Genomic DNA, 14,112 nt, shown 5'->3' on the forward strand with positions numbered 1-14,112 from the left:
GCAAGCCCCATAAGGATAGCGCTGACCTGAAGGCTTGCGCATTACCTGTGGGAGCTGGCTTGCCGGCGATCACGGGCGGAGCCCGTGCCATACAAGCCCTGTTTAGCGGACCAGCAGCGCTTCGTCACGGCTTTCCAGCTCGGCACCTTGCCCCAGCAACTGTTGCAGGGTGCGCACGTCATCCTGGCGGGCGGTATTGTGCAGGCGGTTGTCCATGGTGTTGGTCTCGGCGTGGGCGGCAAGGCTGCTGCACAGGGCAAATACCATTGCAGCAAGTGATGAACGCATGGGGCGGGCTCCTCGATGACTTGCCTGCATCCTAGAAAAATCGCACCAAGGCTTGAAGTTAAGTTTGCGCATGACCCACAGTGCCCCGCTGAATAGATAAAAGGCAGGAAGCAAGCCGATGAAATTCTCCACGCCGCTGATAAGTGCCCTGTGCCTGCTGGCTGCCAGTGGCTCGGCCTGGGGCGATCAGGTGCTACCGGCACCACCGGAACTGGCCTCTGGTTATCGCAGCGGCCTGCAGCCGGTGCATGCCAGCCGGCACATGGCCGCCGCCGCCAACCCGCTGGCCAGCGAAGCGGGGCGGGCAATGCTGCGTGCCGGTGGCAGTGCCATCGATGCCGCCATTGCCATGCAGATGGTGCTGACGCTGGTCGAGCCGCAGTCCAGTGGCATTGGTGGCGGGGCGTTCATCCTGTATTGGGATGGCAAGCGCGTCCAGGCATTCGATGGCCGTGAGGCAGCCCCGGCGGCGGTGACGGAACAATTGTTCCTGCAAGCCGATGGCTCAACCATGCCGTTCCGCTCGGCGCAAATAGGCGGGCGTTCGGTCGGTGTGCCGGGCGTACTGCGTGCCTTGAAGCTGGTCCACGAACAGCATGGCAAGCTACCCTGGCGAGACCTGTTTGCCCCGGCTATCGCGCTGGCACGTGGCGGTTTCCCGGTTTCCGCGCGGCTGCACACCTTGATCGAAGGCGATCCCTTTATTGCCCGGTCACCGGCCATGGCCCGTTATTTTCTCGATGAGCAGAGCAGGCCCTTGGCGGTGGGTACGATGCTGCGCAACCCGGAGCTTGCACAAACCTTCGAGCGGATCGCCGCGCAAGGCCCTGACGTGTTCTACAGCGGCGAGATTGCCGAAGCCATCGTGGCCAAGGTGCGCAGCCACGCTAATGCCGGTTACCTGTCGCTGCAGGACCTGCAGCAGTACCAGGCCAAGCAGCGCGAGCCGGTGTGCAGCCCTTACAAGGCCTGGCAGATCTGCGGCATGCCACCGCCGTCGTCGGGTGGGGTGACGGTGTTGCAGACCTTGGGCATTCTCGAAGCAGTGCAGCGCGTCGCGCCACAACGCGATCTGGCAGCGCTGCGGCCGCTTGCCAGCTCGTCTGCGGCAGGCCTTGAGGCGCCGCCGCTGGCCGTGCACCTGATCGCCGAGGCCGAGCGGCTGGCCTTTGCCGACCGTGCCCAGTACCTGGCTGACAGCGATTATGTGCCGGTCCCGGTCAAGGCCCTGACCGACACCACGTACCTGGCCAGCCGTGCCGTGCAGATAAGCGACCACAGCATGAAGCGCGCTCGCCCGGGCCAGCCGCAGGGTGCCGACCTGGCACTGGCGCCTGACCGTTCGCCACTGCGCATTTCCACCTCGCACCTCAGCGCAGTGGATGACAGCGGCCAGGCCCTGGCCATGACCACATCGGTGGAGGCCGCGTTCGGTTCGCACTTGATGGTCAAGGGCTTTCTGCTCAACAACACCTTGACCGACTTCTCGTTTATCCCCCGGGAGCAAGGCAAGCCCGTGGCCAACCGGGTGCAGCCGGGCAAGCGGCCGTTGTCGGCCATGGCGCCGACCCTGGTGTTCTCGCGATCATCGGGTGAGTTGTTGGCCAGCCTTGGCTCGCCGGGTGGCTCGCAGATTATCGGTTACGTGAACAAGGCACTGGTCGGCCTGCTGGATTGGCAACTCAACCCGCAACAGGCCGCTGGCCTGCCCAACTTCGGCAGCCGCAATGCCAGCACCGAAGTGGAGGCGGGGCTGGCCAGCCCGGCACTGATCCGGCAACTGGCGGCCTGGGGCCACGAGGTAACCCCCATGACCATGACCAGCGGCATGCAGATTATCCAGCGTGCTGGCGAAGGCTGGTCGGGCGGTGCCGACCCTCGGCGCGAAGGCGTGGTTCTCGGCGACTAGCCCTGTGCGTTGCGGTGCAGGAGGGGGCGTGTTAGAAGTCAGTCTTGTCATTCAATAGTTGAATACCAAGATGTCTATCAACGTGAAATCGAATAGAGCACTGTTCGATCTCGACCTGCTGCGCGCCATTGTCGTGGTGGCCGATTGCGGCAGCTTCACCACGGCGGCCGCACGCCTGCACTCCACCCAGTCGACCATCAGCCAGAAGGTGCGCCGCCTTGAAGACATGGTCGGCCACCGTTTGCTGGTACGCGGCAACCGCGACGTGTTGCCGACCGATGCCGGGCAGACCTTGCTTGGCTATGCCCGGCACATGCTGGCGCTGAACGATCAGATGCTCGAAGCCCTGGCCGGGGCGATGGTGGGCACTACCGTGCGCCTTGGTGTGCCCGAAGACTTTGTTGGCGGTCGTACCACCAACGCGCTGTCGGCATTCAGCCGGCAGCACCCGCAGGTGAAGCTGGAAGTGACCAGCGGCCTGTGCCGTGACCTCAGCCAAGCCTACGACAACGGCGAACTCGACCTGGTGCTGCTCAAGCAGCGGCGCAATACCCGTGAAGGCGTGGCCTGCTGGCCAGAACGCTTGCAGTGGATCGACAGTGCGCGCACGCCGGCCTTCGAGCTGGACCCGATCCCGCTGGTCACCTTCCCGCCGCGCGGCCTGTACCGCGAAGACATGATCAACGCTATCGAAGGCATGGGCCGGCGCTGGCGCATCAGCTTTACCAGTTCCAGCCTCAGCGGCATCCAGGCGGCGGTCGCCGATGGCATGGGTATCAGCCTGCTACCGCCACGGGCGGCGACTGGCGAGCACCGGGTACTGGGGGCAGAACAGGGGCTACCGGAGGTGGACAGCTATGAAATCGTCATCGTCCACCGACCGACGGCGGATGTGATGGTCAAGGCGCTGGCCGAGGTGATGACGCAGCTGCTGGCGGGTGGTGGTATCTGACACGGCTGGGGTCGCTTAGCGGCCCATCGCAGCAACCCCAAAATTGCAGCATCAACGCTAGCTTCTGGGCGACAAATGATAGCGCACCAGCAGGTCGACATCCCACCCCGACCACATCGCGTTCAAACCATGTGCTGTCTGCTGCATTGACGCTTCCCGCAAGGCGGAAGTGGATTTCCGAATGCTCTTGAAGCTATTGGCTAAAGCCCCCAGGGCTGGGCGGAGCATAGGATCTGCCGGGCAAGTCCCTTAACGTCGTTACAGGAAACCAATATGAAAAAAATTGCATTTATTACACTGCTGGCCGCCGCAGGTCTGGTTCAGGTCGCCCATGCCAACGATGCCGATTCCAGTGAGCAGCCTCAAGCTGGTCGCACGGTTATCCAGAGTATAGGAGCGCCAGCACCGGAATGCCCTGAAGGTACCTACCCGACTCCAATCGGTCATTGCCAACCGGATTTTGAACCTTGAGTGATACCGAGGCGCTCTGGTGGAGTCACCTCAGGGCTGACGCTCGGCTACAGCCCGTAGGGTTCTGAGGGTCACCACCGGAGCATCAACCACGAAACGATTGGCAAGCCAGCCCGGCACATCTCCGGCCGGGTCGGCTTGCAACTGATACGTCACCTCGGTCTTGCGTTCACCCAATGGTCTCATCCGCCACTCACCGCTCAGGTGCTGCACGCGGATCAGCCCGTCAACCTTGGGGATTCTGCCCGGCTCGGCGCTCAAGCGCCGCACCAGCGTGCCGTCGTCCAGCCGCTCGCTGGTCACCTTCACCACGATGTCCCGCGGCATCGTCGGCCATGGCAGGTTGGTGGTCAGGTACACCCAGGTGTTTTCGCCTTGCACATCCAGCAAGCGCATCTCGGCGCAGGCGTACAGCCACTTGCAGGCCACCCGCAGGTTTTCCTGCAGGTCGGTGAGCGTACGAACGCTGGCTTTCATGGTGCTGACACCACGGAATTGCTGGTAGGGCGAGTCGGGGGCGGCGCTCAGGTAAACGCGGATGCCTTCGCGGTTGTAGGCCAGGTTCCAGTCATCGTCGGCTGGGGCGGGTGTGCACAGCAGCAGGGCGGTGAGCAGCAGGCAGCGGTTCATGGCTGGTACCGCGGGGGATGGGTGTTTCAGTATGCGCGGCAAACAGAAAGCCCGCCAGGTTGGCGGGCTTGCGGGCATCAGCCAGGGCTTAACGCTTAGGGTTCAGCGTCAAATGCACGTGACGGTTCACGTCCTTGTACAGCAGGTAGCTGAACTTGCCTGGGCCGCCGGCATAGCAGGCTTGCGGGCAGAAGGCGCGCAGCCACATGAAGTCGCCGGCTTCCACTTCGACCCAGTCCTGGTTCAGGCGGTACACCGCCTTGCCTTCCAGTACGTACAGGCCGTGTTCCATCACGTGGGTCTCGGCGAACGGGATCACGCCGCCCGGCTGGAAGGTGACGATGTTCACGTGCATGTCGTGGCGCATGTCGGCCATGTCGACGAAGCGGGTGGTGACCCAGCGGCCTTCGGTGCCCGGCATTTCGATAACGGTGGCGTTGTCGCGGTGGGTAACGAAGGACTCAGGTACGTCCAGGCCTTCAACCTTTTGGTAGTGCTTGCGCAGCCAGTGGAAGGTGACGTTGGACTTGCTGTTGTTGCGCAGGCTCCACTCGGCGCCCGGGGCCAGGAAGGCATAGCCGCCAGGTACCAGGGTGTGGTGCTTGCCTTCGACGGTGATGTCCAGTTCGCCTTCGACGATAAACACCACGGCTTCGGCGTTAGGGTCCAGCTCAGGGCGCTCGCTGCCGCCTTCCGGGGCTACTTCGACGATGTACTGGGAGAAGGTTTCGGCAAAGCCGGTCAGCGGGCGGGCGATGACCCACATGCGCATCTTGTCCCAGAACGGCAGGTGGCTGGTGACGATGTCGCGCATCACGCCTTTAGGGATGACAGCATAGGCTTCGGTGAACATGGCACGGTCAGTCAGCAGCTCGGTCTGAGCCGGGTGCCCACCGTGGGGGGCGAAGTACGAATGGTTCGACATGGACGATCTCGACGTTTGTTGTTCTCTCCCCATGCCGTGAACCGCACCGGCCGGTGCGGCGCAGGGGATGTGGCGACAGAATAGAGTCGAGTGTGTGCCATCCACAAATTAAATGTTGGAATACCCGGTATTTACTGGCTGAATGCTAACCTGCTGGCCAGCATGCCCTTCCGGCAAGCGGTCACCCTTGCCGAACAGCTTGTGGCGCAAGGTGCCCTCCGCATAGCTCAGCGGGTAGCGGCCACGACGCTGCAGCTCGGGCACCAGCAGTTCGACCACATGGGTCAGGTCGTCCGGTTGCACTGCGTAGGTCAGGTTGAAGCCATCGATGCCGGTCTGGTCCAGCCAGCTTTCCAGCTGGTCGGCCACCTCGCTGGCAGTACCCACCAACACCGGGCCACGGCCACCCAGGCCAACGAACTCGGCAGCCTCGCGCACGGTCCATCGGCGGGTCGGGTCGGCGGCGGTGAAGGCGGCCAGTGCCGCGCGGCCGGCATCGTTCTCGACGTATTCGATGGGCGCGTCGGCGTCGAGGCCGGCAAAGTCGATGCCGGTCCAGCCAGACAACAGCGCCAGGGCGGCGTCCAGGTCGACATGGTTGCGGTACTCGGCGAAGCGCGCCTCGGCTTCTTCCCGGGTGGGGGCGACGATCAACAGCGCCTGGGCATAGATCAGTACTTCGTCACGGCCACGCCCGGCTACCTCGCTGGCCTGGCGGATACCCTCGGCGTAGCGGCGCAGTACCGCGGGCGTCGGCCCGCTGATGAACACGCATTCGGCGTGCCGCGCCGCGAACTGCTGGCCGCGTGCCGAAGCACCGGCCTGGAACAGCACTGGCGTGCGTTGCGGCGAAGGTTGGCACAGGTGCATGCCTGGCACCTGGAAGTGCTCGCCCACATGGTTGATGGGGTGCACTCGGGAGGGTTCGATATAGCGCCCGCTGTCACGCTCCAGCAGCACGGCGTCGTCGTCCCAGCTTTTCTCCCATAACTTGTACAGCACCTGCAGGTATTCCTCGGCCAGGTCATAGCGCTGGTCGTGGCCCAGCTGGTGCGCCAGGCCCAGGTTGCGCGCGGCGCTGTCGAGGTAGCCGGTGACAATGTTCCAGCCGACCCGGCCATTGCTCAGGTGGTCCAGCGTGGACATGCGCCGGGCGAACGGGTAGGGATGTTCGTAGGTGAGCGAGAACGTGACACCGAAGCCCAGATGCTCGGTCACCCCGGCCATCGCCGGCACCAGTAGCAGCGGGTCGTTGACCGGTACCTGCACGCCACCGCGCAGGGCGGCTTCGGGGCTGCCCTGGTAGACGTCGTAGATGCCCAGCACGTCGGCGATGAACAGGGCATCGAACAGGCCGCGCTCGAGCAGGCGGGCCAGTTCGGTCCAGTAGCCCAGGCGGTTGAAGGCCACGCTGGTGTTGCGCGGGTGACGCCACAGCCCGGGGGACTGGTGGCTGGCGGCATTCATGCTGAAGGCGTTGAAGCGGATCGGGCGAGGCATGGGGGCGCTCCGCTCCAAGGCAACACGGAAGCCGGGTAGACCGCGTCGGCCACCTGCAGCTTGCGTGGAATCAGGCCCAGGCCCTGGAAGGTATCGGCCAGCTTCTGTTGCTCTGCAACGATCTGCGGGGTAATGGCCACGGCGTTGTAGTTGCGCCGCTCGCTGGCCACTTGCAGCACACTGGCGTCTATCCCCAGTTGCGGAGCCAGCAGCGTGGCGACTTCCGCAGGCTTGGCATTGGCCCATTGGCTGACCTTGCCCAGTTCGGTGAAGAAGGTCTTCAGCAACGCGCGGTGCTGGTCGGCGAAGGTCGCGGTGGACAGGTAGAAGGTGCGGTTGTTGGACAGGCCGCTGCCGTCGCGCAGGTTCTTCAGGCCCGGCTGGCTTTCTGCGGCGGCGAGGAACGGGTCCCACAGGGTCACGGCCTGGACGCTGCCCGATTGCAGGGCGGCCACGGCATCGGCGGCGTTGTTGACGTAGGCCGGGGTGATGTCCTGGTAGCTGAGGCCGGCCTGTTCCAGGGCCACGGCCAGCAGGTACTGGGCGTTCCAGCCGCGGCCGGTGGCCACGCGCTTGCCCTTGAGGTCCTGCACGCTGGCCAGGTGGTCCTGCTCGCGCACCACCAGGCCGATGCCGCGCGGGTAGGGCTGCTCGGCGGCCAGGTACACCACCGGTTTGCCTGCAGCCTGGGCGAATACCGAGGGTGCGTCGGCAGCATGGCCGAGGTCGATGGCGCCGGTGCTCAGGGCTTCGAGGAGTTGCGGGCCGGCGGCGAACTCGTGCCAGCTGACTTTCACGCCTTGCGGCGCCAGTGCCTTCTCCAGGGCACCGCTGCCTTTGAGGATGTTGATGCTGTTGAATTTCTGATAGCCGATACGCAGGGTCTTGGCTTCGTCGGCCAGGGCTTGTGACCAGGGCAGCAGGGTACTGGCGACACTGGCCAGCAAGCCGCCGATCAACAGGCGGCGCAGCGGGGAGAAGGCACGGGCGGGCATGGGCATTGCTCCTTGAGTCGGGTAAGAAACGATGTGCCCAGACTAAGGAGGTGGCGTTTGGCTTTCAATTTTTTATATGCATGTTTGTTAGATTATTTTGTTATTTTTATATCCATTTGTTTTATCACGGGCTCGCGGGCTTCTTCGAGGAACCAGGCGCCGACCAACTGCGAGCTTCCCTGCATCGCCATGCTCGCGGATAATCCCGTCATTCCAATAAACAGCCTGTGAGTGGGTATGAGTGATTCCGTAATCGGCCTTGGTCAGCCTGAAACCGAAGGGGTGCGTAGAACGCGCAAGAACAACCCCGAGAAAACCCGCGAGGACATCCTCCAGGCCGCCATCAACGAGTTCGTCCAGCAAGGGCTGGCCGGTGCTCGCGTCGACGCCATCGCCGAGCGCACCGCCACCTCCAAGCGCATGATCTACTACTACTTCGGCAGCAAGGAGCAGCTGTACTGCGAGTGCCTGGTCAAGCTGTACGGCGATATCCGCAAGACCGAGCAAAGCCTGGACCTGGAGTCGCTGCCGGCTGAGCAGGCAATCCGCCGCCTGGTGGAATTCACCTTCGACCACCATGACCGCAACGTCGATTTCGTGCGGATCATCTGCACCGAAAACATTCACTATGGCGAGTACGTCAAGCAGTCGCCGGCCATTCGCGAAATGAGCAGCCTGGTGCTCGAGGCCTTGGGCAATACCCTGCGCCGCGGTGTGCAGGAAGGCGTGTTCCGCGCCGGTATCGAGGTAATCGACCTGCACATGCTGATGAGCTCGTTCTGCTTCTACCGGGTGTCGAACCGCCACACCTTTGGCGAGATCTTCCAGATCGACCTGTCTGATGAGCAGGTCAAGCTGCGTCACAAGGCCATGATCTGTGATGCTGTGCTGCGGTATATCCGCGCGTAGACATTCAGCGTCTGGCCCTTTCGCGGGTGACACATCAATGAAGCCTTGAGGTTCACTCGCCCAATCGTTGCTCACGCGAAGGCGGGTAGCCAAAGTAGGCCGCGTAGCATTTGCTGAAGTGCGACACCGAAACAAACCCGCAGGCCACTGCCACTTCCATCACCGACAGGTCGGAATACTGCAGCAGGCGACGGCTTTTGGTAATGCGCAACTCCATGTAGTAGCGCCGCGGCGAAGTACCCAGCTGGGCCTGGAACAGGCGGTCGATCTGCCGGCGCGAGCGCCCGCTGTAGGCAGCCAGTTGGTCGAGGCTGAGGGTTTCCTCGAGGTTGTTCTCCATCAACTCGACGATGGTGCGCAGGTGCAGGCTCATGGACTTCTTCGCCCCCGGGCCGACCTGACGGTAACGGGCACCTGAGAACGACAGGATCTCCTCGACGCCTTCGGCCAGGCCGTCGCCATACAGCCGGCGCACCAGGCCGAGCATCAGCTCCATGGCGCCATGGGGGCTGGCGGCGCTGAGGCGGTCGCGGTCGAGGGTGAAGCTGGCCGGGGTAATCCGCGTTTGCGGGCTGCGCTCGGACAGGCTGGCACGCTGCTCGGGGTGGATACTGCAGCCATAGTCGTCCAGTACCCCGGCGCGGCCGAGGAACCACGCGCCATTCCACAACCCGCCCAGGGCCATACCGTGGCCCGCGCAATCGTCCAGCAGCCGGTCAAGCTCCGGGTACTTCAATGGCGTGCGCAAGCCGCCGCAGATCACCAGCAGGTCCAGGTCCTTCAGTGCTTCGGCGGACATGTCGGTGGCCACCAGCTCCAGCCCCAGGTCACTGAGCACACGGTCGCCTTCGAGCGACAGCGGCGTGAACCGGAAGCTGTCGGCGCGCAGCAGGTTGGCCGTGACCAGCACGTCCATGGCCACGGTGAAACTGGCCATCGAAAAGTGTTCGAGCAATACGAAGTCGACCCGATAAGGGGCCTGGGCGTTGGCGCTGGTGGACTTTAGCCGCAGCATGTTGCTGGTGCTGGTCTTCTTGCTGAACTGGCGTGGCGTGGGCACTCTGGACTCCGCTTCCTGGCTGGCCTGGAGAGTGTGGCGGGTGGTTGGGGGAAAGACAATCTTCCGGGTGGCCATGTCGTATTCCAGGTCGTGTTCAGGCAACCTGCCTGGTTTGGCACATTGCCGCTATGCTGATGTTCCCGTCACTGAGGATGCCCTTGATGAAATACGCCGCTGCCCTGTTGCTTTGCCTGATGCCAGTACTGGCCAATGCCCTGGAACCGGGCGAAAAACTTGCCCCGTGGACGTTGCTGGACCAGTACGACCAGGCTTACAGCCTCGACGCCGGTACGCACATTCTGCTGGTGGCACGCGACATGGACGGTGCCAAGCTGGTGAAGGCGGCGTTGGCCGAGCAGCCCAAGGGGTACCTGGAAGCGCGCGATGCGGTGTTCGTTGCCGACATCCAGCGCATGCCGGCGCTGATCAGCAAGTTATTGGCCATCCCGGCCATGCGCGATTACACCTACCGGGTGCTGCTCGATCGCGACGGGCGGGTGGCCAGCCGTTATCCCGGGCAGGATGGCCAGGTGCAGTGGTTGCAACTGGAGCAGGGCAAGCTGGTGAGCCAAAAGGCTTTTGCCGATGCGCCGGCGTTGAAGGCGGCGCTGGAGGCAGCACCACGGCATTGAAAGCCACTCCTGTAATGGGTCGCGTTGCCATGCCGCCAGCCAAATCAATCTGAACCCTGGGCCGCTTCTGCAACCCAACCCATTACATGCCAAATGGGAGAGCGCTCATGGAAATCGGAACGATCTGGATCATCGTCGCGGCCTTTGTGATTTTGCTGGAAATCTGGGCCATCTGGCACATCATCGGCAGTGACAGGCGCGCCGAGCGCAAGATGCTATGGATCGTCTTCGTGGTCTACGCGCCATTCCCCGGCTTGCTGTTCTGGGCCTGGCGCGGGCCTCGGGCGGTGAAGGGCAGGGCGGTGCTGCAGGAAAAATGACGGGGTGCGGCATCAGGCTTTTGGCCTGATGCCGCTCATTCGCTAGACAATGTCGAAGCGGATTGCTGACCCCAGGCCGTCGACCATCAGGCAGCCGTAGAACTTCACTTTCGACAAAACCCGCAGGCCCTTGAGCTCTTCGTGGATGCGCTCACGGACAAGCCTCTCGGCTTCGAGGGCCTTGTCAGACGTTGAAATGCTGTCGAGTTGGACCAGCCCGAGCAGGGTGGTTTCGATGTGTTCCACGGTGTCCAGCCCGATGTTCTCGCGCAGGTGCTGGCGCGCCTGTGCCGCATCGTAGTCGTCCCGCTGTGGGTCACGTGGCTTGATCGTGTAGGCGAGTAGAAATTCGTGTTTGCTCATGGTGTTTTCCTTGTTGCATGCAGGCCTCCATGCCGGGCCTTGCAATCTAGCGCCTGATGGCCACTGCGCATACACACGCGTGGTTCATGCAAGCGGGTGCGCTGTGCGAAACGTCCTACGCTGCGGTGCCGCGCTACGCGGGAGCCGTCTCTTTCGCGCTTGACCTCAAGTTAACTCAAGGTCCGATACTCCCTCGCTCTTCAACTTATCGAGGGTTTCCCATGAACCACTCAAGCGTGTTCCAGCTGAGCAATCCTGAAGGCCTGTACGACCCCAGCGGAAATGCCTATTCCCATGTCGCCGAGGTACATGCCGGCGGCCGCCTGCTGTTCATCGCCGGCCAGGGCGGGGAAGACCGCGACGGGCAGCTGTCGCCGCTGTTTGCCGAGCAGGCGCGCCAGGCGCTGGCCAACCTGGAGATTGCCCTGGCCTCGAAAGGCGCCAGCCTGGCCCAGGTGTTCAAATTGACCCTGCTGATCGTCGAGCATTCTGAAACGCGCCTGCGTGAGTGGGTAATCGAGGCTGACAAGGCCTGGGGCTCCTCCATGAAACCGACCTGCACGCTGATACCGGTACCCCGGCTGGCGCTGGACGGCATGCTGGTGGAGATAGAGGCGGTGGCAGCGGTATAGGTGAGGCCATTCGGTGGTGGCGCCAGACAATCACTCTGTTGTATATCGGTGCAGGCCTGGCAGCATGGCCGCCATGACAACAATTGATCTCAGAGGTGACCACACCATGAGCACCGGCACCACCGCGCTCGCCGACCGCAAGGCCCGGGCCTGGGTCTGGCCTGCACTTTTCAGCCTGGTGGCCTTCGCTGCCAACTCGGTGTTCTGCCGGCTGGCGCTGAAGGACGGGGCCATCGACCCGGCATCCTTCACTGTGGTGCGCCTGGCCAGTGGTGCACTGTTCCTGCTGCTCTTGCTCCGCCTGCGTAAACCCGCGGGCGCCATGGGGGGCAGCTGGCGCGGCGGCCTGGCCTTGTTCCTGTATGCGTTCCTGTTCTCTGCGGCATACCTGCAACTAGGTGCAGGCGCGGGTGCGTTGCTGCTGTTCGGCGCGGTGCAGATCACCATGTTCGGATTCGCCTGGTACAAGGGCGAACGCATCACCGCGCGGATGCTGCTGGGTATGTTGATCGCCTTTGCCGGCCTGCTGGTGCTGCTGTTGCCTGGTACCTCGGCGCCACCCTTTGCAAGTGCCTTGCTCATGGCCTTGTCCGGCGTAGCCTGGGGCGTATACACGCTGCTGGGCAAAGGTTCGCCCAGACCGCTGGCCGATACTGCCGGCAATTTCGCCCGGAGCCTGCCTTGCCTGGTGCTGCTGGTACCGATGCTGTCACTGGGTGCCGGCTTGCACCTGACCCCGCCCGGTTTGCTGTATGCGTTGGGCTCCGGCGTGCTGGCCTCGGGGGCGGGCTATGCCGTGTGGTACGGCGTGGTCAGGCAAGTCAGCGCGCAGCAGGCAGCGACCATGCAGCTCAGCGTCCCGGTGATTGCGGCGTTGGGTGGGGTCGGCCTGATCGGCGAGCCATTGTCGTTGCGCTTGCTGGTGGCGTGCGTGGTGGTGCTCGGCGGTATCGCCCTGGCGCTGGCGCCGCGCCGTTAAACGGGTGAAGGGCGTGGCAGGGCGTGACTGTCGGGGCCTGCAACGTCTGCCTGACTATAATGTATCAACCTCAGCTGGTAACCCGACTGGTCATTTCACTCAGCTTTTGGTCGACCGGTCAGCGTCGGTGGTTTCGGTTACCACAGGCAGGCTGCCGGCCCGCTGGATTACTCGCCGTTGCTGCTCGTAGTCGTCCAGTGACAGGCCACGGCGCTGCAGCGCTTCCAGTTGCAGTTGCCGGGTTTCTTCAGCGGTGTAAGGGCGCAGTTCGGGGTGGCTGGCACAGCCGCTCATGATGGCGATGGCCAAAACGGCAAGGGTGGCGGACAGCAGGCGGGCCAGGGTGTTCATCAGGTAGCTCCAGGGGCCAGGGTCGTGGGCGGCGAGTCGATGGAGCTAGGTTATTCGGCCAGGTTGTTCGGCAGAAATTGCCATTCTCGATAGTGACTATCGATGGTTCCATGGGAACCGGGAGGGTGCGATGGGGCAAGACGAGCAACCGCGCAAATGGGGCGTGCTGGAGCCGATCGACCGGATCACCGAAGTCATCTTCGGCCTGTTGATGGCGATGACCTTCATCGGCTCGCTGAGCGTGGCCACGGCAGGGCGCGAAGAGGCCCGGCTGATGCTGATTGCCGCGTTCGGCTGCAACCTGGCCTGGGGCCTGGCCGATGCGGTCATCTATTTGCTGCGTACCTGGACCGAGCGTACCCGCAGCCGAACCTTGCTGGCCCGCCTGCAAGCCGCTGATGTCAGCCAGGGGCGCAGGCTGATTGCCGATGCGCTGCCCGCGCGCATTGGCCTGGCACTGGATGAAGACGGCCTTGAGATGATGCGCGGGCGGATGCTGCGTGATACTGGCCGCCCGCTGCCGGTGCGCCTGGGGGTGGATGATTTCAAGGCAGCCCTGGCCACTTTCCTGTTGGTGGTGGTGGCAACCTTCCCGATGGTAATTCCATTCCTGCTGATCGAGACCACCGGCACGGCCATCCGCGTGTCGAACCTGGTCGCCCTGGCCATGCTCTTCCTTGCGGGCTGGCTGCTGGCACGCTATTCCGGTGGCCGTACCCTGTTGACCGGCGTGGTCCTGGCCGCGGTCGGGGCAGCGCTGATCATGGCGATCATCGCACTGGGCGGGTGAGCATCGTCCCCTCAGTATTTTATGTCGCGGGCGCGCTCACGGCCTTGCTGTTTGGTATGGCGTTTGTCCTGCCGGCAGCCGGCGTTGCTTTGCTGGTCGGCGTGGCGGCAGTCCTGTTTCGTCTGCCGCGCATCCTGGCGGGTTTCCTGCCGGACATCACGGGCCTCACGGCGCCGTTCGGCGCGGTCGGTGGCTGCCCAGGCCGAGGTGCAGAGCACGGCTAGCATGATGGCGGCGATGAGGCGGGGCGTGTTCATCGGGGTGGGCTCCTTCTGGATGCGTTCTTGTGCATGCGCCGGCCTCTTCGCGGGCACGCCCGCTCCCACAGGATCACCACAGGCCTGAACATTGTGGAGTACCGGTGGGAGCGGGCGTGCCCGCGAAAGGGCCGGTACAGTCAATTACA

At 63.6% G+C, this 14,112-nt stretch carries 18 protein-coding genes; 9 read left to right on the plus strand and 9 right to left on the minus strand.

The genetic code is table 11. The features are described 5' to 3' along the window. Nucleotides 1-102 precede the first annotated feature (102 nt). Entirely contained in the window at nt 103-288 is a 186-nt protein-coding gene (locus tag QIY50_22385; GenBank protein ID WGV20020.1) for a hypothetical protein, read from the minus strand. A 118-nt stretch (nt 289-406) separates the two neighbouring features. Here QIY50_22385 and ggt point away from each other — a divergent pair, with 118 nt between their 5' ends. The 3 genes from ggt (at nt 407) to QIY50_22400 (ending at nt 3,620) form a co-directional block, all read left to right on the plus strand. Then, the gene (gene ggt, locus QIY50_22390) at nt 407-2,197 is read left to right on the plus strand and encodes a gamma-glutamyltransferase (GenBank protein WGV20021.1); all 1,791 of its coding nucleotides are present in this window, start codon (nt 407-409) and stop codon (nt 2,195-2,197) included. A 70-nt stretch (nt 2,198-2,267) separates the two neighbouring features. Then, on the plus strand, nt 2,268-3,149 hold the full coding sequence (locus QIY50_22395) for a LysR family transcriptional regulator (protein ID WGV20022.1): 882 nt from the start codon (nt 2,268-2,270) through the stop codon (nt 3,147-3,149). A 273-nt stretch (nt 3,150-3,422) separates the two neighbouring features. Beyond that, nucleotides 3,423-3,620, plus strand: coding sequence for a hypothetical protein (locus QIY50_22400; protein ID WGV20023.1), 198 nt, complete (start codon nt 3,423-3,425; stop codon nt 3,618-3,620). A gap of 30 nt (nt 3,621-3,650) precedes the next feature. Here the strand turns inward: QIY50_22400 and QIY50_22405 are convergent, their stop codons facing one another. From QIY50_22405 to QIY50_22420, 4 genes are all read right to left on the minus strand, one after another. Beyond that, nucleotides 3,651-4,250 carry an START domain-containing protein gene (locus tag QIY50_22405; GenBank protein WGV20024.1) on the minus strand — a complete coding sequence of 200 codons (600 nt, stop codon included), beginning with the start codon at nt 4,248-4,250 and terminating at the stop codon, nt 3,651-3,653. 88 nt (nt 4,251-4,338) lie between these two features. Continuing rightward, nucleotides 4,339-5,175 (minus strand): bifunctional allantoicase/(S)-ureidoglycine aminohydrolase, encoded by an 837-nt coding sequence (locus tag QIY50_22410; GenBank protein ID WGV20025.1) that lies wholly within the window; start codon nt 5,173-5,175, stop codon nt 4,339-4,341. Nucleotides 5,176-5,283: 108 nt separating this feature from the next. Next, nucleotides 5,284-6,675, minus strand: a complete 1,392-nt coding sequence (locus QIY50_22415; GenBank protein ID WGV20026.1) for an LLM class flavin-dependent oxidoreductase — start codon at nt 6,673-6,675, stop codon at nt 5,284-5,286. Continuing rightward, nucleotides 6,639-7,670: an aliphatic sulfonate ABC transporter substrate-binding protein gene (locus QIY50_22420; GenBank protein ID WGV20027.1), complete on the minus strand. Its 1,032-nt coding sequence runs from the start codon at nt 7,668-7,670 to the stop codon at nt 6,639-6,641. Before QIY50_22420 ends, QIY50_22415 begins: the two co-directional genes overlap by 37 nt. 237 nt (nt 7,671-7,907) lie before the next feature. Here QIY50_22420 and QIY50_22425 point away from each other — a divergent pair, with 237 nt between their 5' ends. Continuing rightward, nucleotides 7,908-8,579, plus strand: coding sequence for a TetR/AcrR family transcriptional regulator (locus tag QIY50_22425; GenBank protein ID WGV20028.1), 672 nt, complete (start codon nt 7,908-7,910; stop codon nt 8,577-8,579). A gap of 52 nt (nt 8,580-8,631) precedes the next feature. Here QIY50_22425 and QIY50_22430 read toward each other — a convergent pair whose 3' ends face one another. Further along, nucleotides 8,632-9,639 (minus strand): GlxA family transcriptional regulator, encoded by a 1,008-nt coding sequence (locus tag QIY50_22430; protein ID WGV20029.1) that lies wholly within the window; start codon nt 9,637-9,639, stop codon nt 8,632-8,634. A gap of 161 nt (nt 9,640-9,800) precedes the next feature. On the opposite strand from QIY50_22430, the gene QIY50_22435 reads away from it, so the two are divergent. Both QIY50_22435 and QIY50_22440 read left to right on the plus strand, forming a co-directional pair. Beyond that, on the plus strand, nt 9,801-10,271 hold the full coding sequence (locus tag QIY50_22435) for an FAD/FMN-containing dehydrogenase (protein WGV20030.1): 471 nt from the start codon (nt 9,801-9,803) through the stop codon (nt 10,269-10,271). A 107-nt stretch (nt 10,272-10,378) separates the two neighbouring features. After that, the gene (locus QIY50_22440) at nt 10,379-10,591 is read left to right on the plus strand and encodes a PLDc N-terminal domain-containing protein (protein ID WGV20031.1); all 213 of its coding nucleotides are present in this window, start codon (nt 10,379-10,381) and stop codon (nt 10,589-10,591) included. A gap of 42 nt (nt 10,592-10,633) precedes the next feature. Here QIY50_22440 and QIY50_22445 read toward each other — a convergent pair whose 3' ends face one another. Next, a complete protein-coding gene (locus QIY50_22445) occupies nt 10,634-10,954 on the minus strand; it encodes a hypothetical protein (GenBank protein ID WGV20032.1) in 321 nt (106 codons plus the stop codon). Nucleotides 10,955-11,175: 221 nt separating this feature from the next. Here QIY50_22445 and QIY50_22450 point away from each other — a divergent pair, with 221 nt between their 5' ends. Continuing rightward, on the plus strand, nt 11,176-11,586 hold the full coding sequence (locus QIY50_22450; protein WGV20033.1) for a RidA family protein: 411 nt from the start codon (nt 11,176-11,178) through the stop codon (nt 11,584-11,586). 106 nt (nt 11,587-11,692) lie between these two features. Further along, the gene (locus QIY50_22455; protein ID WGV20034.1) at nt 11,693-12,565 is read left to right on the plus strand and encodes a DMT family transporter; all 873 of its coding nucleotides are present in this window, start codon (nt 11,693-11,695) and stop codon (nt 12,563-12,565) included. 99 nt (nt 12,566-12,664) lie between these two features. On the opposite strand, the gene QIY50_22460 is transcribed toward QIY50_22455, so the two are convergent. Then, the gene (locus QIY50_22460) at nt 12,665-12,916 is read right to left on the minus strand and encodes a hypothetical protein (GenBank protein WGV20035.1); all 252 of its coding nucleotides are present in this window, start codon (nt 12,914-12,916) and stop codon (nt 12,665-12,667) included. A 130-nt stretch (nt 12,917-13,046) separates the two neighbouring features. On the opposite strand from QIY50_22460, the gene QIY50_22465 reads away from it, so the two are divergent. Beyond that, complete coding sequence (locus tag QIY50_22465; protein ID WGV20036.1) at nt 13,047-13,706, plus strand: hypothetical protein; 660 nt, start codon at nt 13,047-13,049, stop codon at nt 13,704-13,706. 11 nt (nt 13,707-13,717) lie between these two features. On the opposite strand, the gene QIY50_22470 is transcribed toward QIY50_22465, so the two are convergent. After that, nucleotides 13,718-13,933 (minus strand): hypothetical protein, encoded by a 216-nt coding sequence (locus QIY50_22470; GenBank protein ID WGV23106.1) that lies wholly within the window; start codon nt 13,931-13,933, stop codon nt 13,718-13,720. Between the last annotated feature and the right edge of the window lie 179 nt (nt 13,934-14,112).

The organism is Pseudomonas putida, from assembly GCA_029953615.1.
Classification (GTDB): Bacteria; Pseudomonadota; Gammaproteobacteria; order Pseudomonadales; family Pseudomonadaceae; genus Aquipseudomonas.